The 21318-nt window shown below is 69.2% G+C and carries 17 protein-coding genes; 11 read left to right on the top strand and 6 right to left on the bottom strand.

Going from position 1 to position 21318, the window contains the following annotated elements:
• Window positions 1–32: 32 nt before the first annotated feature.
• On the bottom strand, window positions 33–1307 hold the full coding sequence (locus tag KVT45_RS32060; RefSeq protein ID WP_217552645.1) for an extracellular solute-binding protein: 1275 nt from the start codon (window positions 1305–1307) through the stop codon (window positions 33–35).
• Between the two features lie 383 nt (window positions 1308–1690).
• Between KVT45_RS32060 and KVT45_RS32055 the strand changes: the two genes are divergently transcribed.
• On the top strand, window positions 1691–2713 hold the full coding sequence (locus tag KVT45_RS32055; RefSeq protein ID WP_308310921.1) for a LacI family DNA-binding transcriptional regulator: 1023 nt from the start codon (window positions 1691–1693) through the stop codon (window positions 2711–2713).
• An 82-nt stretch (window positions 2714–2795) separates the two neighbouring features.
• Window positions 2796–3704 carry a phosphatase PAP2 family protein gene (locus KVT45_RS32050; RefSeq protein WP_254647645.1) on the top strand — a complete coding sequence of 303 codons (909 nt, stop codon included), beginning with the start codon at window positions 2796–2798 and terminating at the stop codon, window positions 3702–3704.
• Here the strand turns inward: KVT45_RS32050 and KVT45_RS32045 are convergent.
• On the bottom strand, window positions 3701–6694 hold the full coding sequence (locus KVT45_RS32045) for a bifunctional [glutamine synthetase] adenylyltransferase/[glutamine synthetase]-adenylyl-L-tyrosine phosphorylase (protein ID WP_217552643.1): 2994 nt from the start codon (window positions 6692–6694) through the stop codon (window positions 3701–3703). The two genes, KVT45_RS32050 and KVT45_RS32045, sit on opposite strands and share 4 nt — an antisense overlap.
• A 122-nt stretch (window positions 6695–6816) precedes the next feature.
• On the opposite strand from KVT45_RS32045, the gene KVT45_RS32040 reads away from it, so the two are divergent.
• The 4 genes from KVT45_RS32040 (at window position 6817) to KVT45_RS32025 (ending at window position 10670) form a co-directional block, all read left to right on the top strand.
• Complete coding sequence (locus KVT45_RS32040) at window positions 6817–7317, top strand: pyridoxamine 5'-phosphate oxidase family protein (RefSeq protein WP_217552642.1); 501 nt, start codon at window positions 6817–6819, stop codon at window positions 7315–7317.
• A gap of 176 nt (window positions 7318–7493) precedes the next feature.
• Window positions 7494–8366 (top strand): alkaline phosphatase family protein, encoded by an 873-nt coding sequence (locus KVT45_RS32035; protein ID WP_217552718.1) that lies wholly within the window; start codon window positions 7494–7496, stop codon window positions 8364–8366.
• A gap of 1 nt (window position 8367) precedes the next feature.
• On the top strand, window positions 8368–9654 hold the full coding sequence (locus KVT45_RS32030) for an MFS transporter (RefSeq protein ID WP_217552641.1): 1287 nt from the start codon (window positions 8368–8370) through the stop codon (window positions 9652–9654).
• Window positions 9651–10670 (top strand): TolB-like translocation protein, encoded by a 1020-nt coding sequence (locus KVT45_RS32025; RefSeq protein WP_217552640.1) that lies wholly within the window; start codon window positions 9651–9653, stop codon window positions 10668–10670. The genes KVT45_RS32030 and KVT45_RS32025 overlap by 4 nt, the downstream gene beginning before the upstream one ends.
• A gap of 114 nt (window positions 10671–10784) precedes the next feature.
• Here KVT45_RS32025 and KVT45_RS32020 read toward each other — a convergent pair whose 3' ends face one another.
• Window positions 10785–11969, bottom strand: coding sequence for a hypothetical protein (locus tag KVT45_RS32020; protein ID WP_217552639.1), 1185 nt, complete (start codon window positions 11967–11969; stop codon window positions 10785–10787).
• Window positions 11970–12129: 160 nt separating this feature from the next.
• Here KVT45_RS32020 and KVT45_RS32015 point away from each other — a divergent pair, with 160 nt between their 5' ends.
• A complete protein-coding gene (locus KVT45_RS32015; RefSeq protein WP_217552638.1) occupies window positions 12130–12996 on the top strand; it encodes an S-4TM family putative pore-forming effector in 867 nt (288 codons plus the stop codon).
• Window positions 12997–13346: 350 nt separating this feature from the next.
• Here the strand turns inward: KVT45_RS32015 and glnA are convergent, their stop codons facing one another.
• On the bottom strand, window positions 13347–14708 hold the full coding sequence (gene glnA / locus KVT45_RS32010) for a type I glutamate--ammonia ligase (protein ID WP_089101251.1): 1362 nt from the start codon (window positions 14706–14708) through the stop codon (window positions 13347–13349).
• A gap of 345 nt (window positions 14709–15053) precedes the next feature.
• Here glnA and KVT45_RS32005 point away from each other — a divergent pair, with 345 nt between their 5' ends.
• A complete protein-coding gene (locus KVT45_RS32005) occupies window positions 15054–16223 on the top strand; it encodes a globin domain-containing protein (RefSeq protein ID WP_217552637.1) in 1170 nt (389 codons plus the stop codon).
• A gap of 115 nt (window positions 16224–16338) precedes the next feature.
• On the opposite strand, the gene KVT45_RS32000 is transcribed toward KVT45_RS32005, so the two are convergent.
• Window positions 16339–16782: an Rrf2 family transcriptional regulator gene (locus KVT45_RS32000; protein WP_217552636.1), complete on the bottom strand. Its 444-nt coding sequence runs from the start codon at window positions 16780–16782 to the stop codon at window positions 16339–16341.
• A 170-nt stretch (window positions 16783–16952) separates the two neighbouring features.
• Here KVT45_RS32000 and KVT45_RS31995 point away from each other — a divergent pair, with 170 nt between their 5' ends.
• The 3 genes from KVT45_RS31995 to KVT45_RS31985 all read left to right on the top strand — a co-directional run bounded on the left by KVT45_RS31995 (window position 16953) and on the right by KVT45_RS31985 (window position 20522).
• On the top strand, window positions 16953–17624 hold the full coding sequence (locus KVT45_RS31995; protein WP_217552635.1) for a DUF3105 domain-containing protein: 672 nt from the start codon (window positions 16953–16955) through the stop codon (window positions 17622–17624).
• A 1-nt stretch (window position 17625) separates the two neighbouring features.
• A complete protein-coding gene (locus KVT45_RS31990; RefSeq protein ID WP_217552634.1) occupies window positions 17626–18261 on the top strand; it encodes a DUF305 domain-containing protein in 636 nt (211 codons plus the stop codon).
• Between the two features lie 299 nt (window positions 18262–18560).
• Window positions 18561–20522: a protease pro-enzyme activation domain-containing protein gene (locus tag KVT45_RS31985; protein WP_217552633.1), complete on the top strand. Its 1962-nt coding sequence runs from the start codon at window positions 18561–18563 to the stop codon at window positions 20520–20522.
• A 214-nt stretch (window positions 20523–20736) separates the two neighbouring features.
• Here KVT45_RS31985 and KVT45_RS31980 read toward each other — a convergent pair whose 3' ends face one another.
• Window positions 20737–21273: a hypothetical protein gene (locus tag KVT45_RS31980; RefSeq protein WP_217552632.1), complete on the bottom strand. Its 537-nt coding sequence runs from the start codon at window positions 21271–21273 to the stop codon at window positions 20737–20739.
• Window positions 21274–21318 lie beyond the last annotated feature (45 nt).

The raw sequence follows: 21318 nt of genomic DNA, 5'->3' as shown, positions 1-21318 counted from the left end.
CTGAACGGGGCGCTCCGGCGGCCGGCCGACGCTTACTTGCTGAAGTCGGGGACGAGCTTCTCGATCCCGAGTTCGGCGGTGCTCAGGCCCTTGTCCAGGGACTCCTTGCCGCCGGCGATCTTGGTCAGCTCGGTGCCGACCGGACCCCACAGGGAGGAGTACTCGGCGAGCGCCGGGCGCGGCTGGGCGGAGGAGAGGACGGCCTGGTAGCCGGCGATGCCCGGGTCGGCCTTCACCTCGGCGGTGTAGGCGTCGGAGCGGGTCGGCAGGGTGGAGTTCTTCAGGGCGATCTCCGTCTGGGTCTTCGCGGAGGTCATGAAGGCGACGAACTTCTCGGCCGCGGCCTGGTGGGCCTTGTCGATGCCGGCGTAGATGGAGAGGTTGTGGCCGCCGGTCGGGGCGCCCGCCTTGCCGGTGGAGCCGGCCGGGACGGTGGCGATGCCGAGGTTGGACTTGTCGCTGAACGCGGAGCCCTTGTAGAAGTTGGTGATCTCCCAGGGGCCCTCGATGGTCATGGCGACCTTGCCGTTGACGAAGGCGTCCTGGCGGTGGGCGTAGGCGTCGGCGGTGACGTCCGCTTTGTGCAGGCCCTTGCCGGAGTAGAGGTCCAGCCAGGTCTGGTAGCCCTTCTTGGCCGCCGCCGAGGTGATGGTGATCTTCTTGGCGGAGGCGTCGACCATGTCGGTGCCCTCGCCGTAGAGGAAGGGCTGGGTGTAGTACGCGGCCTCGGGGCCCCAGTAGCCGGTGGTCTTGGCCTTGTCCTGGATCTTGGCGGCGTCGGCCTTGACCTCGTCCCAGGTGGTGGGAGCCGCGGTGATGCCGGCCTTCTTGAAGAGCGCCTTGTTGTATACGAGGGCGAGGGTGTCGGTGACCAGCGGGACGCCGTAGGTCTTGCCCTCGTACTGGGCCTGGGTGATCAGGCTGGACTGGAACTTGTCCTTGTCGGCGAGGGCGGCGGTGCCGTCCAGCGGCACGAAGTAGCCGGCCTTGGCGAAGGCGGGGGTCCAGCCGACCTCGGAGCGCAGCACGTCGGGGGCGCCCTTGCCGGACTGGGCGGCCGTGTCGAACTTGTTCTGCGCCTGGTCGAACTGGACGTCGACGTAGTTGACCTTGATGCCCTTGTTCGCGGCCTCGAACTCCTTGACCAGGGCCTTGTACGTCGGCGACTCGTTGGTGGCGTTGGAGGTGTCCCACCAGGTGATGGTGACCGGCCCGTCCGACTTGCTGTCGCTTCCGCTCCCGCCGCACGCCGTCGCCGTGAGGGCGAGGGACGCCACCAGTGCGGAGGCCGCTATGCCACGCCGCATGAGTTCTCCTTGAGGGTTAAGCCCGAGTGATGCGGGGGCGGTCCCGTCCACCGTCCCGCTGTCGTGCCGACTGCGCCGTTGCTGCGGCGGCCGGGCGTCAGGGAACGTAACAGCGATGTAAGCCTTGCGAAAGACCTTGCAGCAAAAAAGTGCAAGACATCTCCGAAGTTATCCGGGCGTGACCTCTCGGCGACCGCCGTGAGACGCTTGTTTACAGCGGTAGAGCGCTACGGCGGCCACTTGTGCAAGACTCTGCAAGCTCTTGCCATCATGTTTCAGTAGGGAGTGCGATGACGCAGCAGCCCACAGCGGGCCGCCCCCCAGGCCGCATCAGGCGCCCGATCGGTGTGCAAGGGGACATACGGCCGGTACAGTCCAGTGCCGTGACCACACGGCTTGCCGACATCGCAGCGCAGGCGGGGGTGAGCGAGGCGACGGTGAGCCGGGTTCTGAACGGGAAGCCGGGCGTCGCCGCCACCACCCGCCAGTCCGTGCTCGCCGCCCTGGACGTCCTCGGCTACGAGCGTCCGGTACGGCTGCGGCAGCGCAGCGAGGGCCTGGTGGGCCTGATCACGCCCGAGCTGGAGAACCCGATATTCCCGGCCCTGGCGCAGGTCATCGGGCAGGCGCTGACCCGGCAGGGCTACACCCCCGTGCTCGCCACCCAGACCCCGGGCGGTTCCACGGAGGACGAGCTGACCGAGATGCTGGTGGACCGCGGGGTCGCCGGGATCATCTACGTCTCCGGGCTGCACGCGGACACGACCGCCGACATGCAGCGCTACGAGCGGCTGCGGGCGCAGGGCGTGCCGTACGTCCTCGTGGACGGCTTCTCGCCGAAGGTGCAGGCGCCGTTCATCTCCCCCGACGACCGGGCCGCGATGACGCTGGCCGTCACCCACCTCGTCTCCCTGGGCCACACCCGGATCGGGCTCGCCCTCGGCCCCAAGCGCTTCGTCCCCGTGCAGCGCAAGATCGAGGGGTTCGTACGGGCGATGCAGGACCAGTTGGGCCTCGGCGCGGAGACGGTCGAGACGCAGCTCGTACAGCACTCCCTCTACACCCTGGAGGGCGGCCAGGCGGCCACCACGGCGCTGATCGACCGCCACTGCACGGCGGTCGTGTGCGCCAGCGACATGATGGCCCTCGGCGCGATACGGGCCGTACGCCAGCGTGGCCTGGACGTCCCCCGGGACGTCTCGGTGGTCGGCTTCGACGACTCCCCCCTCATCGCCTTCACCGACCCGCCGCTCACCACCATCCGCAAGCCGGTCCCGGCGATGGGCCAGGCCGCGGTGCGCACCCTGCTGGAGGAGATCGGCGGCACCCCGGCCCCGCACAGCGAGTTCGTTTTCATGCCGGAGTTGGTGGTACGCGGTTCCACGGCGGCAGTACCTGGGAAGTAGTCGCCCCGCCGTAGAACATGCACGGTGAACCCGACCTTGGGATGATCTGCCGGAGACGTCTTTTCTGGCAGACTCTGTGCCTATGAGTGACTCGACCGTGACAGAGCCGGAAGGTCGCGCACAACAGACCCTTCCGCGGACCGTCACGGGCGAGGGCGACCAGCGGGTCCTGCACCGGCTGCGCACGCCGCGCCGGCCCCGGCTCTGGTTCGAGATCCTGCTGATCGCGGTGAGTTACTGGACCTACTCGCTGATCCGCAACGCGGTCCCGGAGCAGAAGGCGCAGGCGCTGCGCAACGCCGACTGGATCTGGAGGGCCGAGCACCACCTGGGGATCGCCGCCGAGGAGTCGGTCAACCACGCCGTCAACTCGGTGACTTGGCTGATCGTCGGCATGAACTACTACTACGCGACGCTGCACTTCGTGGTGACGCTGGGTGTGCTGGTGTGGCTCTACCGCAGCCACCCCGGCCGCTACGCGGCGGCCCGTCTCGCCCTCTTCGCGACCACGGGGGTGGCCCTTGTCGGCTACTACCTGTTCCCGCTCGCCCCGCCCCGTCTGATGAACGGCAGCGGCTTCGTCGACACGGTGACGGTGCACCACACCTGGGGCTCGATGGCCTCCGGCGACCTCAAGCACATGTCCAACCAGTACGCCGCGATGCCGTCCATGCACATCGGCTGGTCCCTGTGGTGCGGCCTGACGATCTTCGCCCTGGCCTCGGTCCCCTGGGTCCGGCTCCTCGGCCTCCTCTACCCCACGGCCACCCTCCTCGTCATCGTCGCCACGGCCAACCACTTCTGGCTGGACGCGGTGGGCGGCGCCCTCTGCCTGGCCTTCGGCTTCATGGTGGCCCGGCTGTGGTACGGGGCGCTGCCGTACGCCCTGCCGAGAGCCGCGCCCCGAAGGGGCGCGAGGAACTGCGCCGGCAACCACGACGGCGCCGCAGACGAACGACGGCGCAAGTCGGCGCCCCCCAGCGGAGCCTAGGCCCCGTAGAAGAGCTCCTCCACGACCGCCCGGGCCCGCCGCGCGGTCCGTCGGTACGCGTCGAGCATGTCCCCGGCATGCCCGTCGCCGTACCCCAGGTACCGCCCGACCGCAGCCAGCTCCCGGCTCTCGGAGGGGAACGTGTCGCCGGCCCGTCCGCGCACCAGCATCACGGCGTTGCGCACCCGTGTGGCCAGCACCCATGCCTCGTCCAGTATCGCGGCCTCCTCGGTCCCCAGCAGCCCGGCCGCCTGTGCCGCGGCCAGTGCCTCCCGGGTCCGGGTGGTGCGCAGCCCCGGCTCGGCCCAGCCGTGCCGCAGTTGCAGCAGCTGCACGGTCCACTCGACGTCGGACAGCCCGCCCGGCCCCAGCTTGGTGTGCAGTTTCGGGTCGGCGCCGCGCGGCAGCCGCTCGGACTCCATCCGGGCCTTGAGCCGCCGGATCTCCCGTACCGCGTCCTCGCCCAGCCCCTCCGCCGGATACCGCAGCGGGTCGACCAGATCGATGAACCGGCGCCCCAGCTCCTCGTCCCCGGCGACCGGTTCGGCCCGCAGCAGGGCCTGCGACTCCCACACCAGCGACCACCGGCGGTAGTACGCCTCGTAGGAGTTGAGCGTGCGCACCAGCGGCCCGGACTTGCCCTCGGGGCGCAGGTCCGCGTCGATCAGCAACGGCGGGTCGGCGCTGGGGATCTGGAGCAGCCGGCGCATCTCGGCGACGACCTTGTTGGCCGCGTCGGCGGCCTCCCGTTCGGCCACGCCCTCCCGCGCCTCGTGCACGAACAGGACGTCGGCGTCGGAGCCATAGCCCAGCTCGTGTCCCCCGAAGCGGCCCATGCCGATCACGGCGAACCGGGTGGGCAGGGTGTCCCCCCAGCCGTCCCGGACCACCGCCCGCAGGGTCCCCGCCAGCGTCGCCGCCGTCAGGTCGGAGACCGCGCCGCCGACCCGGTCGACGAGGGCGCCCTGGTCGGCCTCGGCGGGCTTGGTCTCGGTGCCGTAGGAGTCCACGATGTCGGCGGCGGCCGTACGGAACAGCTCGCGGCGGCGCACGCCGCGTGCCGCCCGCACCCCGTCCTCGGCGTTGTCGGCGCGGCCGGCGGCGGCGAGGATCTCCTGCTCCAGCTGGGCCCGGCCGCGCGGCTCCAGGCCTCCCCCGTCGCCGTCGCCGAGCAGGGCCACGGCCTCCGGGGCGCGCATCAGCAGGTCGGGGGCGAGGCGGCCGGCGGACAGCACGCGGGCGAGGTTCTCGGCGGCGGCGCCCTCGTCGCGCAACAGCCGTAGGTACCAGGGGGTCTTGCCCAGCGCGTCGGAGACCTTGCGGAAGTTCAGCAGGCCCGCGTCCGGGTCGGCGGAGTCGGCGAACCAGCCCAGCAGGACGGGCAGCAGGGTGCGCTGGATGGCGGCCTTGCGGGTGACGCCGGAGGCGAGGGCCTCCAGGTGGCGCAGGGCGGCGGCGGGGTCGGCGTAACCGAGGGCCACCAGGCGTTCCCGAGCCGCTTCGGCGCTCAACCTGGCTTCGCCGGGGGCGAGTTGGGCGAAGGCGTCGAGCAGCGGGCGGTAGAAGAGCTTCTCGTGCAGGCGCCGTACGACGCCGGTGTGCTGCTTCCACTCGCGGATCAGCTCGGTCACCGGGTCGGCGCGCAGGCCCAGCGAGCGGCCGAGACGGCGCAGGTCGGCCTCGTCCTCGGGGACCAGGTGGGTGCGGCGCAGCCGGTAGAGCTGGATGCGGTGCTCCATGGAGCGCAGGAAGCGGTAGGCGTCGCCGAGCTGGACGGCGTCGGCGCGGCCCACGTAGCCGCCGGCGGCGAGGGCCTGGAGTGCGTCCAGGGTGGTGCCGGAGCGCAGGGTCGGGTCGGTGCGGGCGTGCACCAGCTGGAGGAGCTGCACGGCGAACTCGACGTCCCTGAGGCCCCCGGGGCCGAGCTTCAGCTCGCGGTCGATCTCGGCGGCCGGGATGTTCTCCACCACGCGCCGGCGCATCTTCTGCACGTCGGCGACGAAGTTCTCGCGCTCGGCGGCCTTCCACACCAGGGGTTCGAGCGCGGCGACGTACTCCTGCCCGAGTTCGAGGTCGCCGGCGACCGGGCGGGCCTTGAGCAGGGCCTGGAACTCCCAGGTCTTGGCCCAGCGCTGGTAGTAGGCGAGGTGGCTGCTGAGGGTGCGGACGAGGGGGCCGTTGCGGCCCTCGGGACGGAGGTTGGCGTCGACGGGCCAGATCGACCCCTCCACCGTGGTCTCGGAGCAGATCCGCATCATGTGCGAGGCGAGCTTGGTGGCGGACCGCAGGGCCTTGCCCTCGTCGGCGCCGTCGGCGGCCTCGCCGACGAAGATCACGTCGACGTCGGAGACGTAGTTCAGCTCGTGGCCGCCGCACTTGCCCATGGCGATCACCGCGAGCCGGCAGGCGGCGGCGTCCCCGGGCGCGGCGCTCTCCGCGAGGGCGAGGGCGGCGCGCAGGGTGGCGGTGGCCAGGTCGGCGAGTTCGGCGGCGGTCTGGGCGAGGTCCGTCGTCCCGCACACGTCACGCGCCGCGATGGACAGCAGGCAGCGCCGGTAGGCGACGCGGAGGGCGACCGGGTCGCCGGCCCCGGCGAGCCCGCGTTCGAACTCCGCGACGCCCGGGTGCAGGTCGCGGGGCTCGTAGGTGACCAGGGCCTCCCAGTCGCGCGGGTGCCGGGCGAGGTGGTCGGCGAGGGCGGCGGAGGCGCCGAGGACGCCCAGCAGGCGGTCCCGCAGCGGCTTGGCCGCTATCAGGGTGTCGAGCAGTTCCCGGCGGGCGGTGGGGCCGGGCTGGGCCTCCAGGAGCCTTACCAGGCCGTGCAGGGCGAGGTCGGGGTCGGCGGTGGCGCCCAGGGCTTCGAGGAGCACCGGATCATCGCGTACGGCGGCCAGCTCGGCGCTGTCCAGCAGCCGCTCGGCCGCGGAGGCGTCGGTGAAGCCGTGCCGCAGCAGTCGCGTGAAGGTACTGCTCCTGCGCCCCGGCGTCATCCGCGGCCTCCCTCCGGACCAAGGTCGTCTCCGCCCGAGCCTAACCGCAGACCCCGTCACGAGCGCCGATGAGTTCCGGGCGGGATCGTGGTCTGTACCGGCAGGGAACCCAGGGAGGCATCATGCGCGAGCCCGAGGGCGTGCTGGACGCCCGCTACAGCAGCGAGGGCACCTCGGCCCACGGCTGGTCCGAGGCGGAGAAGGTCCTGTCGGAGTCCGAGCTGTTCTGGATCTCGACGGTACGCCCGGACGGGCGCCCGCATGTCACCCCGCTGCTCGCGGTGTGGCACGGCGGCGCCCTGCACTTCGGCACCGGCCCCGGCGAGCGGAAGGCGGCGAACCTCGCCGGGAACCCCCACGTCGTGCTGACGACCGGCACCAACAGCTGGACCGAGGGGTACGACGTGACGGTCGAGGGCGAGGCGGTACGCGTCACCGACGACGGCCGGCTGCGCGAGCTGGCGGCGGCCTGGGAGGCGAAGTACGGCCCGTTCTGGCACTACGAGGTGGACGGCGGCTGCTTCCGTCACGGGCCGGGACGGGCCCTGGTCTTCGCGGTCCGGCCACGCAGGGTCATCGGCTTCGGCAAGGGGGAGCCGTTCAGCCAGACGAAGTGGGAGTAGTTCATCCGGTCCCGTGGTTCGCCGGGTCCAGTAGTTCATCCGGTCTTCACCTGTCTGGCCGAACGCGGTGGGAGCGGGGATTATTGGCGTGTGCATGCTCAGTCCGCACCGCCACCGACCCCTCCCTTCCCCGAGCACCGGAGGTTGATGTGTCCGGCAGTTCCGCACGTTCTGCGATGCTGCGCCGCACCCGTACGGCGGTGGCGTCCGCCACCGCCTTCACCGCGGCCGCGGTCGGCCTGTGGACCGGGCTCGGCGGCACGTCCGCGCACGCCGCGAGTGCCGTACCGACCCCGGACCACGTGATCGTCGTGGTCTTCGAGAACCACGCCTACAGCCAGGTCATCGGCTCCTCCAGCGCCCCGTACATCAACTCGCTGGCGTCCGGCGGCGCCAACCTGACCCAGATGTACGCCGAGACCCACCCGAGCCAGCCCAACTACTTCGCCCTGTTCTCCGGCTCCACCCAGGGCATCACCGACGACAGCTGCTACACCGCGGGCTTCTCCTCGGCGGCGAACCTGGCCTCCGAGCAGCTCGCGGCCGGCCGCACCTGGGCCAGCTACAACGAGACCCTGCCCAGCCAGGGCTCGACCACGTGCAGCAGCGGCAACTACGCGCGCAAGCACAACCCGTGGTTCGGCTTCAGCAACGTGCCGACCTCGACCGCAAAAACGTTCGCCCAGTTCCCGACCGACTACACCACCCTCCCCCAGCTGTCCTTCGTGACCCCCAACCTGTGCAGCGACATGCACGACTGCTCGGTGTCCACCGGTGACACCTGGCTGAAGAACAACCTGGGCGCGTACGCGACCTGGGCCAAGACCCACAACAGCCTCCTCGTCGTCACCATGGACGAGGACAACCGCCTGGCCGGCAACCGCATCCCGACGGTCCTGTACGGCCAGCCGGTCACCGCCGGCTCGACCTCGGCCACCACGTACGACCACTACGACCTGTTGCGCACCCTGGAGGACGGCCAGGGTCTGAGCGCGCACGCGGGCAACGCGGCGTCCGCGTCCGACATCACCGGGATCTGGGCGTCCTGACGTGTACGTAGCGGACAGCCGCGCGAGCACTCCGGCGACGGCGTCCGTGGAAGGTACCGCCCGGCCCGCGACGGCCGGGCGGTACCGCTCCACGATCGCGCCCACCGTCCTCGCCCTCGGCACGGTCAGCCTGGTCACGGACGTGTCCTCCGAGATGGTGACGGCGGTCCTCCCGCTGTACCTGGTGGCGGGCCTGGGCCTGTCCCCGCTGGGCTTCGGCCTCCTCGACGGCGTCTACAACGGCTTCTCGGCGGTCGTACGGCTGGTCGGCGGCCACCTGGCCGACCGCGGCGGCGGCCGCCACAAGTGGGTGGCCGGCGCGGGCTATGCCCTCTCGGCCCTCTGCAAACCCCTCCTGCTGGTGGCGCACTCGTTGACGCCCATCGGCCTGATCCTGGCGGCCGACCGCACCGGCAAGGGCCTGCGCACGGCTCCCCGGGACGCCCTGATCTCGCTCGCCAGCACCCCGGAGAACCGGGGCCGTGCCTTCGGTGTCCACCGCGCCATGGACACGGCGGGCGCCCTGCTGGGCCCGCTGGCCGCGTTCCTGATCCTGCGGGCGACGGTGGACGGCTACGACGCGGTGTTCACGGTGAGCTTCTGCGTGGCGGTGCTGGGCGTGCTGATCCTGGTCCTGTTCGTGCCGGGCGGCGGCCGTGCCGAGACGGCCGCTTCCGACGCGCGCCCCGCACCGCGCCCCACCCTGCGGGCGGCAGTCGGCCTCCTCGCCGACCGCGACCTGCGCCGCCTCACCGTCTGCGCCCTGCTCCTGGGCCTCGCGACGGTGAGCGACTCCTTCGTCTACCTGCTGCTGCAACACCGGCTCGGCGTCCCGGACCGCTGGTTCGCCCTCCTCCCCCTCGGCACGGCGGCCGCGTTCCTCCTGCTCGCCGTCCCCCTGGGCCGCCTCGCGGACGGCTGGGGCCGCTGGCGCGTCTTCCTGACCGGCCACGCGGCCCTGTTGCTCGCATACGCGCTCCTGCTGACGTCCTGGCACGGCACCGCCCTTCCCTACGCGGTGCTGGCCCTGCACGGCACGTTCTACGCGGCGACCGACGGTGTCCTGATGGCGGCCGCGTCGGACAGCGTCCCCGAGGCGCTGCGCTCGTCGGGTCTGGCGCTGGTCCAGACGGGCCAGGCGGCGGCGCGTTTCGCCTGCTCACTGGGGTTCGGGGCGGCGTGGACGCTGTGGGGCGACCGTACGGCGCTGACCGTGTCGGCGGTGGCCCTTGCGGTGTGCGCGGTGTACGCCCTCACCCTCCGTCCCTCCCGGAAGGCCGCCGCATGACCCTGCGTTCCCGCATCCTGGTCCTCCTGTCGGCGCTGGCGGTCCTGGCGGCCGTCGCCCTGGCCTCCGTCCTGCACGCCTCGGCCCGGGCGGAGCGCCGCGACCACACCCAGGCGGGCGGCCCGAAGGTCACCCCGGGAACGGTGACCCTGACGGCCCCCGGTCACATGATCTTCCGCAACATGGCCTGGGGCCCGCACCGCGACGAGCTGACCACGGTCCCCGTCTCCGCCCCCTCCGGCCCCCGCACCGCCTCCGGCGTGAAATGCCTGCGCTTCTACGCCGCCGCGGGTACGGGCGTCTGTCTCCAGGCCGTCCACGGACCGGTCTCGGACACGTACCGCGCCCTGATCCTGGACGCGAACCTGCACACGAGGGCCCGTTACGACGTCCCGGGCATCCCGTCCCGCGCCCGGGTCTCCCCCACCGGTCACTATGCGGCCTGGACGGCGTTCGTGGGCGGTGACTCGTACGCGGGCACGAACTTCTCGACCCGCACGGCGATAGCCGACACCCGCACCGGCGCCCTGATCCCGTCCCTGGAGGCGTTCCGGATCATCAGGGACGGCCGTCCCTACCAGGCCGCGGACGTCAACTTCTGGGGCGTGACGTTCGCCCCGGACGACCGCACGTTCTACGCGACGCTGGCGACGAAGGGCTCGACGTACCTGGTCCGAGGCGACCTGCACACCCGCACGGTCACCACACTCCACAGCAACGTCGAATGCCCGTCCCTCTCCCCCGACGGCACCCGCATCGCGTACAAGAAACGGGTGAAGGGCCTCCCGAAGGACGCCCCTTGGCGCCTCTACGTCCTCAGCCTTCGGACGATGCACGAAACCCCGCTCGCGGAGACCCGGAGCGTGGACGACCAGACGGTGTGGAAGGACACGCACACACTGGTCTATGCCCTGCCGGGCGACTACGGGGCAGACCTGTACGAGATCCCGGCGAACGGCACGGGGACGCCGCGACGCATCAGCGTGTCGGCGGTGTCACCGGCGTACGTCCGCTGACCCGGGCGGTCTCGGATCCTCTCCGAACGCCCTGAGAAGCTCCGCTCCGACGCGCGCGAAAGGGGGCACCGCGTCATACCAGGCGGAGGCCTCGTGACCTTTCACGCCGAGTCCTCATATTCCGCTGAGCGCGAGAAATGATTCAGCAGCGCGCGCCGCCAAGTAGAAGAACCAGCGCCGCCCCGATTCTCCGACATTTTCGTACGAGGTGTAAACCAAAGCGTGAGCCAGCAACGAAAGGAGATACTGCGCATGCCACAACTCCCCGCCCTGAAGAAACAGAGAAGATACATACATAACCTCCGCAAGAGTGTCGCGGAGGGGAATGGGCAAGCCAGGGCAGGAACCTTCAACACCATCGACCAGGAAATTAACCAACTCCTCTCTCTGCGCACCCTCCAGACCGTCCCTCAAACTTCGAAAAACGCACGACAGCGCCAAAGTGACGACATCGCGAGCCAGGGGCGCATCTTCCGCAAATCCCGATAAATCAATGAACTGCATTACGTCGAGGTCAGGCCCCTCCGCCACCGTCCGAGACACAACCAAATTATCCAGATGCAAGTCACCATGAGAATATCCCGCAAAATAGGTGACCTGAAAATCCTTCAGCCCAAAGAATTCCGAGGCGATCCGGATCGGGTTTGGCAAATCTCTCGACGACTCGCCGGCCGCAGGGTGCGGAAAATACCTGTCCCCATGAAGAAGGTGGGCATTTTTGACCCACTCATAGGCCGACCGACCGGGGGACATTGCATGCCTCAGCTCAAGCTTCAAATATTCGTCCACATTTAGCGTCTTCTGCTGGAAACCAAGCGGGACGTTCCACTCTTGCAGGATGAGCGAAAAAGCCCGACGGCAACCCGCCGCCTGATAGGCGACGGAGAGTTCTCCCAAAGTGCAGGTGAGGCCGACGTCGAAGTTGGCCTCCTGAAACATCATAGATCTGCCATCCGGTAGCACGACAGAGTCATAGGGCTGCCCTACCAGATACTTTTTGGAGAATTCGGGGTTGGCTTCCCAGGCCGCTTTGTGGCGTTGCGGCTCGGCGGAATAATCACCCTTTGCGCAGACTTTCACGATAACACTCTGCCGGTATGCACCCATCCGGTCATTCGAATACCGGAGAAGATCCAGAGAGACCAGCTGCGCCCCCGTCCCGCCACTCCGACGCCAAGGCGTATCAGGCACTGAAACGATCAGTTCGTGGTCACGCGCCCACGCACGCAGCGCGTCCGCCACCGTCCGATCGGCCAAGTATGCGTCGAGGGCGACGCCTATCGCCTGCTCATCCGCCACTGAGCCTCCAGCGCTTCGTAGGTTGTGCAGCCACACTGGACATGCACAGCCTAGCTGCCTCACAGTGTGAATAAGGCACCAACGCCAAGTGGCAGGGAGGCCGCAGTTGCCTGTGGGGGAGCCCATAATCAGACAGGCGATCGAAGCGCCGGAGGGGCTCGTGCTGCGCGCCGTCTCGGTCGTCCATTCTCGGGTCAAGCGCCTCGTGACACTCCGCCTGTCAATCTCTCTGATAATTTCCGTCGCAGGGGTTGCGGTACCCTTCTTTCACGTATCCGCGCTACCGATTACCATCGCCGGTGCCCTGTGGGCGTTGACTTATGCCGGACTGGTTCAGCGCCACGTGGACAAGAAGCTGCACACAGCCGCAGTACTGCAGGAAATGTTCTACGTTCAGCTGTTTCAGATTCCCTGGAACTCTGCCGTAGCCGGGGCCCCTGTGCGCGCCGAAGACGTACGGCAACTGAGCAGAAAATACAAAGGGACCGAACACGCACTGCGCGACTGGTATGAGATGCCCAACCTGCCTCACCCGTTCAACATTCTCGTCAAGGAACGGCAGAATCTGGCATGGGGTTTGCGAATCAGGCGTCGCTACGCCAACACGGTCGCTGTCTCCGTGGGAGCCTGGGCTCTTCTCGGAATGACCCTCGGGACGATCCAGCAGATATCGCTGACCGAGTTAGTATTGCGCTGGTTCGTGCCGTCTCTCGGTATCTTGATGCTGGGATTCGAGACATGCCGAGAGCAATTCGCAATTGCTGCGGAACGCGACAGGCTGTGCAGTTTGGTATATGACTCGTGCGCAGCCGCGGTACGTGATCCGTCCAACCCCGACCTAGCTGATCAGCTGACGATTCTAGCGCGGCAGATTGAGGACGCACTGTTCTTGACGCGCCGTCGAGCTCCTCGCGTTCCAGCACGCTTCTTCGCGCACTACTATTCAGTGGACCGGGATGACTTCGAGGAGAGCGTGAGGCAGTTCAAGGAGATACTGGAGAGTTCGAGCTGGTCTCCAACGCCGTGAGGGGAGAAAAGCGCAGTGCGCCAGGCCGGCGTTTCTGATCACGGCACTGTCGTTGGCTGCATGCAGTCTGTGCATTCCTCATCGGCTGCCGCGCGACGTTTTTCCGCAAGCCACCGAAGCAGGCCGGACGGAGGTCCGTGCGATCACCTTGCCGACGAACGCAGGATCCATCGCTCCCATCGCGCGACACGGCGATCCTGGGCAGGGCAGGGTGTGCTTCCGCAAGGAGATCGCTCTCTCGCCTTCCAGCGATGAGACAGCTTCCCAGCGCAGTGAGATGCCGCGGGGCCGACGGTCCACGACCGTCGGCCCCGCGGCGATGTGCCAGCTGAAATCCCTCCGACCTGCCCCTACAGCACCGGCAGGTTCTTCCGCAGCTCGAAGGCGGTGACCTCGGAGCGGTACTCCTCCCACTCCTGGCGCTTGTTGCGGAGGAAGAAGTCGAAGACGTGTTCGCCGAGGGTGTCGGCGACCAGGTCGCTGTTCTCCATGAGGGTCAGGGCCTCGCCGAGGTTCTGCGGGAGGGGTTCGATGCCCATGGCGCGGCGCTCGGCGTTGGAGAGGGCCCAGACGTCGTCCTCGGCGCCCGGCGGGAGCTCGTAGCCCTCCTCGATGCCCTTGAGGCCGGCGGCCAGGAGGACGGCGTAGGCCAGGTACGGGTTGGCGCCGGAGTCGATGGAGCGGACCTCGACGCGCGCCGAGCCGGTCTTGCCGGGCTTGTACATCGGGACCCGGACCAGGGCGCTGCGGTTGTTGTGGCCCCAGCAGATGTAGGACGGGGCCTCGCCGCCGGCGCCCGCCGTGCGCTCGGAGCCGCCCCAGATGCGCTTGTAGGAGTTCACCCACTGGTTGGTGACCGCCGCGATCTCCGCCGCGTGCTTCAGCAGGCCCGCGATGAAGGAGCGGCCGACCTTGGAGAGCTGGAACTCGGCGCCCGACTCGTAGAAGGCGTTGCGGTCGCCCTCGAAGAGGGAGAGGTGGGTGTGCATGCCGGAGCCGGGGTGCTCGGAGAAGGGCTTCGGCATGAAGGTCGCCTGCACCCCCTGCTCCAGCGCGACCTGCTTCATGACCAGCCGGAACGTCATGATGTTGTCGGCCGTGGAGAGCGCGTCGGCGTAGCGCAGGTCGATCTCCTGCTGGCCGGGGGCGCCCTCGTGGTGGGAGAACTCGACCGAGATGCCCATCGACTCCAGCATGGTGATCGCCTGGCGGCGGAAGTCCATGCCGACGTTGGTGGGGGTGTGGTCGAAGTAGCCGGAGTTGTCGGCCGGGGTGGGGCGGGAGCCGTCGAGCGGGCGGTCCTTCAGCAGGAAGAACTCGATCTCGGGGTGGGTGTAGAAGGTGAAGCCGAGGTCGGAGGTGCGGGCCAAGGCGCGCTTCAGCACGTACCGGGGGTCCGCGAAGGAGGGGGAGCCGTCCGGCATGAGGATGTCGCAGAACATGCGGGCCGTGCCGGGGGTCTCCGCGCGCCACGGGAGGACCTGGAAGGTGGACGGGTCCGGCTTGGCGATCATGTCGGACTCGTAGACCCGGGCGAAGCCCTCGATGGCGGAGCCGTCGAAGCCGATGCCCTCGTCGAAGGCCTGTTCAAGCTCGGCCGGGGCCACGGCGACGGACTTGAGGAAGCCCAGCACGTCCGTGAACCACAGGCGTACGAACCGGATGTCGCGCTCCTCCAAGGTCCGGAGCACGAACTCCTGCTGCTTGTCCATCTTCCGCTTCCCCATCCTTGCTGGTCAGGCCGCCTGTCTCCCTGTCCCGCAGGAGGCGGTCGGGCACCTGAGCATCACACCACAACAGCATTTCATGCGCGTTGCGCACCTTGATCGCCCGAGCGACCTCGGCCTGAACGGCTCTCGTACGGCAGATGTCCTGCCCTGCCGCCCATCTTGCCTGTTCGCGCCGACATCCGTAATGGCCGGATCGGTTTCCCGGGCGTCCGTCGGGTGATGGACACCACGGTGACGGACGCCACGGCTCCTAAATTTGAATCTCAGATGCAAGTTTTAATAGCGTGCGGAACACCGAGCCGTCCGGCCGAGCCACAAGGAGCCCCGATGCTGTCCGAGCCGTCCGCCGCCACCGTCCGCGCCACCCTGCCCGCCGTCGGCGCGGCGCTCGGCGAGATCACCGAGCGCTTCTACGCCCGCCTCTTCGCCGCCCGCCCCGACCTCCTGCGCGACCTCTTCAACCGCGGCAACCAGGCCGCCGGCACCCAGCGGGAGGCCCTCGCCGGCTCCATCGCCGCGTTCGCCACGCACCTGCTGGACCACCCGGACCAGCGACCCGACGCGATGCTCGGGCGCATCGCCCACAAGCACGCCTCGCTGGGCGTCACGCCCGAGCAGTACGCCGTCGTCCACGAGCACCTCTTCGCCGCCATCGCCGAGGTGCTCGGCGACGCCGTCACCCCGGAGGTCGCGGCCGCCTGGGACGAGGTCTACTGGCTGATGGCGAACGCGCTCGTCGCGATCGAGAAGCGGCTGTACGAGGAGAGCGGCGGCCACCAGGGACTGCGGCCGTGGGAGGTCGTCGAGCGGGTGGTGGAGAGCGCCGACGTCGTGACCTTCCGGGTGCGGCCGGCGGACGGCCGGGCGGCGGTGCGCGGCTTCCGGGCCGGGCAGTACGTCTCCGTGGGCGTCACCCTCCCCGACGGCGCCCGCCAGATACGCCAGTACAGCCTCTCCGGCGCGCCGGGCGGGCCGGTCCGCCAGTTCAGCGTCAAGCGCGACGGCGAGGTCTCCCGTCACCTGCACGCGCGCGTGCGCGAAGGTGACGTCCTCGAACTGTCGGAGCCGTACGGCGACCTCGTCCTGGGCGACACCGCAGACCGCCCCCTCCTGCTCGCCTCCGCCGGTATCGGGGTGACCCCGATGGTGGCGATGCTGGCCGCCCTCGCGGCCGACGGCCACCGCGCCCCGGTGACCGTCGTACACGGCGACCGCTCCCCCGCCGACCACGCCCTGCGCGCCGACCACACGGCCTACGCGGCCAAGCTCCCGGACGCCTCCGTCCACCTCTTCTACGAGCGGGACGGGGAACCGGGCACCCGCAGCGGCCTGGTCGACCTCGCCGACGTCCCGGTACACCCCGGCACGCGCGCGTACCTGTGCGGACCGCTCCCCTTCATGCGCGCGGTCCGCACCCAGCTGCTGGCGAAGGGCATACCGGCGGCCGACATCCACTACGAGGTCTTCGGCCCGGACCTGTGGCTGGCAGCGGCTTGAGCGCCCCTTCAGGGGCGCGGGACCCTGTCTGATATACGGCTACCGCCGCGTGGGCGCGACAAGCCACGACGACGCCGCAGCCGCAAACCGGCAGACCGCGGCACCCCCATAGGCGCTAATCCGCCCCCGGCCCCTTGGAGATACCCAGCAGCAGCGCCCCCGTCGGCTCCGCCACGATGTCCGCCACCGTCACCGGGTCCAGCGACGCGAAGAACGCCTCCTGGGCCCGGCGCAGGGCGCCCCGCAGCCGGCACCCGGAGTTCAGCGGGCAGGGCGTCGCCCCCTCGCAGTCCACCACGTCCCCGTCGCCCTCGAAGGTGCGCACCAGCGCGCCCACCGAGGCGGTACGGCCCCTCTCGGTCAGCGTGAGTCCGCCGCCCCGGCCGCGCCGGGCGTCGACCAGCCCCAGGTGCTGGAGTTCGGCGACCACCTTCGCGGCGTGCGTGTACGGCACGTCCATGTCCGCCGCGACCTCTCGGGTCGTGGGGCTGGACCCGTCCGCGACGGCGAGCCGCATCAGGAGGCGTAGAGCCAGGTCGGTGGAGCGCAGCAGCCGCATACCGGCCAGCGTAGGTAATACGCATCCGCCATTCAAATTATCGGTTTCCTGTCGGATCGCGGGTCTTTCCGGTTCTTTCCTGTGCCCTCCCTACGACCGGTCCCATCTCCCCCATTACGATCAGCGAGCCCCACCCTTCACGCCCCTTTCCCCCAAGAAGGACACGGCCCATGGCTACCGCCAAGAAGAGCAACAACGCAGAGCGCAAGGCACGCATAGAGGAGATGCGGCGTGCCGAGCAGGCGCGTGAGCGGCGCAACCGGATCCTGGTGATCGGCGCGAGCGTCGTGGTCGTCGCCGGTCTCGTGGTCGGCGGAGTGGTGCTCGTCAACTCGCAGTCGGGCAAGAGCGACAGTGCGAGCGACGCGAAGGGCAGCTCCGGGGACTCGGGGCACTTCACCACCGGCAGTGACGGCGTGCGGACCTGGACGGGCAAGCTCTCCCGCACCCATGTCACGGGGACCGTGAGCTACCCGATGCACCCGCCGGTCGGCGGCAACCACAACCCGGTGTGGCTCAACTGCAACGGCAACGTCTACACCAAGGCCGTGAAGGACGAGAACGCCGTGCACGCCCTGGAGCACGGCGCGGTCTGGGTGACGTACACCGACAAGGCGAAGAAGTCCGACGTGGACACGCTGGCGGCGAAGGTGAAGCAGACGCCGTACTCGCTGATGAGCCCGTACACGAACCAGACCTCGCCGATCGAGCTGACGGCGTGGGGGCACCAGCTGAGCGTGACGAGCGCGGACGACCCGAAGGTCGGCAAGTTCTTCGAGACGTACGTGCAGGGCAAGCAGACCCCGGAGCCGGGCGCCTCCTGCACCGGCGGGACGATGTGACGTGAAGAGGCACATCGGCTGGATCGCCGGGACCGCGGCGGCGGCGCTCGTCGCCGCCGGCGCGATCACCTACGCGGTGGCCGAGGACGGCGACGGTGGTGGCGGCGGGCTGAGCGTCCCGGGCGCGGACGGGGCGGACGCGGGGTTCGCGCGGGACATGGCGGTCCACCACCAGCAGGCCGTGGAGATGTCGTACGTCATCCGCGACCGCACGAAGAACGTGGAAGTGCGGCGGCTCGCCTACGACATCGCGCAGACGCAGGCCAACCAGCGGGGCATGCTGCTGGGCTGGCTGGACCTGTGGGACCTGCCGAAGGTGTCGGCGAAGCCGCCGATGTCCTGGATGGGCATGGGCGACATGCCCGAGCGCGGGGACGGTTCGCTGATGCCGGGCATGGCGACCGACACCGAGCTGAAGAAGCTGGGGACCCTGAACGGCAAGCAGGCGGAGATCTTCTACCTCCAGCTGATGACGGACCACCACAAGGGCGGCATCCACATGGCCGAGGGGTGCGTGGCCAAGTGCACCGTCGCGGTGGAGAAGAGCCTCGCCCAGGGCATGGTGGACGCGCAGCAGTCGGAGCTGACGACGATGAAGCAGATGCTGAAGGAGCGGGGCGCGAAGCCGCGCGACTGAACTGCCCCGGCTGAACTGCCATACAAAAGGGGGGACTTGTCGACTTAACGGCACCGCAAGCTTTCAACAACAATCGCAACCGATCTGTAATGTTCTGCGCGCCGTCGAAAGTGGACCAAAAGCCCCTAATCAACGCCCACTTGGGACTTCCTTGGGTTTCTCATTCCCCTGGCATGAACAGTTCACCGAAAGAGTGACGTCCACCGTGTGATCCATTCACGGGCCGTTCCGCCGCAGGCCTCCTGGTGATCACGGACGACCGACCACTCCATGCGACGAACCGCATAGCAGGGGGCAGTATGAGATCCAACCGTGCCAAGGTGCGGGCCAGCGTGAGTATGGCAGCGACACTGCCGATGATCGCCGGCGCGCTCGCACTCGGCATACCCGCGGCGCACGCTGCGGACAGCCCGGCCCGTGACAGCCTGAAGGGCACCAAGCCCACCTGGGCCACGGCGAAGGCGGACAAGGGCGCCACCTCCAACAGCGCGCAGGTCAAGGCCCGGGTCTACCTGGCCGGCCAGGACGCCAAGGGCCTCGCGGCCTACGCGAAGGCGGTGTCCGACCCGAGCTCGCCGCTGTACGGCAAGTACCTCAGCGCCAAGCAGGTGCAGGCCCGCTACGGCGCCACCAAGGCCCAGGTGAAGGCCGTCAAGACCTGGCTGACCGCGGCCGGCCTGACGGTCACCGAGGTCACGCAGCACTACGTCGCCGTCTCCGGCGACGTGTCCGCCGCCGAGAAGGCGTTCGGCACGCAGCTGCACAACTTCGCCAAGGGCTCGAAGACCTACCGCGCCCCGGCGACGACGGCGTCCGTGCCGACCTCCGTCAGCGACGCCGTCCTGACCGTCACCGGCCTGGACAACGCGCCGCACAAGGCGACCCACGACGACACGCTGCCGCCCCCGGCCACCGTGTTCAAGAACTCCGGGCCGTTCTCCTCGTACTACGGCTCGAACGTCGCGACCACGCTGCCGGACGCGTACGGCACCAAGATCCCGTACGCCGTCGAGGGCTACACCGGCAAGCAGCTGCGGGCCGCCTACGGCGCCGGCAAGTACACCGGCAAGCACGTGCGCGTCGCGATCACCGACGCGTTCGCCTCGCCGACCATCGCCTACGACGCCGGCACCTACGCCAAGGCGCACGGCGACGCCTCGTGGAAGACGAGCCAGCTGCACCAGGTGCTGCCCTCGAACTACACGAACACCGGCGCCGACGAGTGCGACGCCTCCGGCTGGTACGGCGAGGAGACCCTCGACGTCGAGGCCGTGCACGCGGTCGCGCCGGACGCCGACGTCACGTACGTGGGCGCCGCGTCCTGCCAGGACAGCGACCTGCTGGACGCGCTCAGCAAGATCGTCGACAACCACCTCGCCGACATCGTCTCCAACTCCTGGGGCGACATCGAGGGCAACGAGACCCCGGACGTCCAGGCCGCCTACGACCAGGTCTTCCAGCTGGGCGCGGTGCAGGGCATCGGCTTCTACTTCTCCTCCGGTGACAACGGCGACGAGGTCGCCAACACCACGGTGAAGCAGGTCGACACCCCGGCCAACTCCGCCTGGGTGACGGCGGTCGGCGGTACCTCCCTCGCCGTCGGCAAGGACGACAAGTACCTGTGGGAGACCGGCTGGGGCACCGAGAAGGCCACGCTGGCGGCCGACGGCAAGAGCTGGACCAACTTCCCCGGCGCGTTCACCTCGGGCGCGGGCGGCGGCACCAGCAAGACGGTGACCGAGCCGTACTACCAGAAGGGCGTCGTCCCGGACTCCCTCGCGAAGGCCAACAGCGCCACCGGCAACCGCGTGGTCCCGGACATCTCCGCGATCGCCGACCCCAACACCGGTTTCAAGGTCGGCCAGACGCAGACCCAGGCGGACGGCACCGAGGCGTACAGCGAGTACCGCATCGGCGGCACCTCGCTGGCCGCGCCGGTCATCGCGGCCGTCCAGGCTCTCGCCCAGGAGGCGGGCGGCGGCAAGGCGATCGGCTTCGCCAACCCGCTGATCTACTCCAAGTACGGCACGAAGGCCTACCACGACGTCACCGACAAGCCGACCGGCAAGGACCTCGCGGTCGCCCGCGTCGACTTCGCCAACGGCTTCGATGCCACCAACGGCCTGCTGACCTCGGTCCGCAGCCTCGGCAAGGACAGCTCCCTGTCCGCGGTCAAGGGCTACGACGACGTCACCGGCGTCGGCACCCCGGCGGCCGGCTACGTCGAGTCGTACCAGCCGAAGGCGCACCGCAAGCACTGATCCGCTGACGCGGTGAACCGCTGAGCAAAGGGGCGTGGGGTCTTCAAAGACCTCACGTCCCTTTGCGTTGCGGCTACTTGAGGGACGCGATGGAGGGGACCTGGGTGGCTGACCGGCCTTCGGCGCGCAGGCTAGGTCTGGGGCACCTCCCCGCACACCAGGTCATACGCTTCCCGGAAACCCGGTTGGGTTCCCGTGTCACGGCCGCACTTGATCATGCCCTGGTCTTCCCGTACCACGTGGTGACGGTGCCGTGGACCGGGGTCTTCTCGTTGCCGGCGCACCCCTGGACGAAGCTCGCCTCGACCACCTGCACGCCGATCAAGGAGAGGTAGTCGCCGGTCTTTCCTGTCATATCGGCAGTCCCGAAGCCCGCGGCGCCCGGCAACGGTACGGACTCGCCGTTGTGAGCAAGCGACTTTCCACCGAGACTCATGTGCCGTTCCAGGGAGGAGAACACCGACGCCGCGGGCACTTTCCCACTGGCCGCAACGCCGGCTGTCACCTTGCGTACGGGAATCGCATGGAAAGTGACGTCTGCCGCACTCTCACCCTTTTTGACGCGAACCAGCTGCGAAACAGCGACCGGTTTCCCTTCGGTCCTGATCTTTCCCCAGTGGATTCGGGCGTTCTTGCACGCCCGCTCCGCCACCGAGATGGCCCCCGACCTGGGGGACGGCGTCGCTTTGGCTTCCTTGCCCTGCGAGGACGCGGTGCACGCCGTCGCCACCAGGGCCGTTGCGGCCAGCACGGCTGCCCGCCGCAACCCGGCCGCCCTCCTGCCGGCTGCCTTTCG

It is taken from the genome of Streptomyces sp. GbtcB6 (assembly GCF_019091475.1).
In the GTDB taxonomy this organism is placed as follows: Bacteria; Actinomycetota; Actinomycetes; order Streptomycetales; family Streptomycetaceae; genus Streptomyces; species Streptomyces hyaluromycini.
The sequence above is the reverse complement of the archived record's forward strand: the minus strand, read 5'-3'. Positions and strand labels throughout refer to the sequence as shown.

Coding starts and splice junctions, on each gene's coding strand:
- KVT45_RS32000 (WP_217552636.1), bottom strand. CDS start 16,782: ATGCGGCTGCTGCGCTCCACCGACCTGGCTCTACGCCTCCTGATGCGG.
- KVT45_RS32005 (WP_217552637.1), top strand. CDS start 15,054: ATGCTGTCCGAGCCGTCCGCCGCCACCGTCCGCGCCACCCTGCCCGCC.
- KVT45_RS31995 (WP_217552635.1), top strand. CDS start 16,953: ATGGCTACCGCCAAGAAGAGCAACAACGCAGAGCGCAAGGCACGCATA.
- KVT45_RS32060 (WP_217552645.1), bottom strand. CDS start 1,307: ATGCGGCGTGGCATAGCGGCCTCCGCACTGGTGGCGTCCCTCGCCCTC.
- KVT45_RS32045 (WP_217552643.1), bottom strand. CDS start 6,694: ATGACGCCGGGGCGCAGGAGCAGTACCTTCACGCGACTGCTGCGGCAC.
- KVT45_RS32025 (WP_217552640.1), top strand. CDS start 9,651: ATGACCCTGCGTTCCCGCATCCTGGTCCTCCTGTCGGCGCTGGCGGTC.
- KVT45_RS31985 (WP_217552633.1), top strand. CDS start 18,561: ATGAGATCCAACCGTGCCAAGGTGCGGGCCAGCGTGAGTATGGCAGCG.
- KVT45_RS32035 (WP_217552718.1), top strand. CDS start 7,494: ATGCTGCGCCGCACCCGTACGGCGGTGGCGTCCGCCACCGCCTTCACC.
- KVT45_RS32050 (WP_254647645.1), top strand. CDS start 2,796: ATGAGTGACTCGACCGTGACAGAGCCGGAAGGTCGCGCACAACAGACC.
- KVT45_RS32040 (WP_217552642.1), top strand. CDS start 6,817: ATGCGCGAGCCCGAGGGCGTGCTGGACGCCCGCTACAGCAGCGAGGGC.
- glnA (WP_089101251.1), bottom strand. CDS start 14,708: ATGGACAAGCAGCAGGAGTTCGTGCTCCGGACCTTGGAGGAGCGCGAC.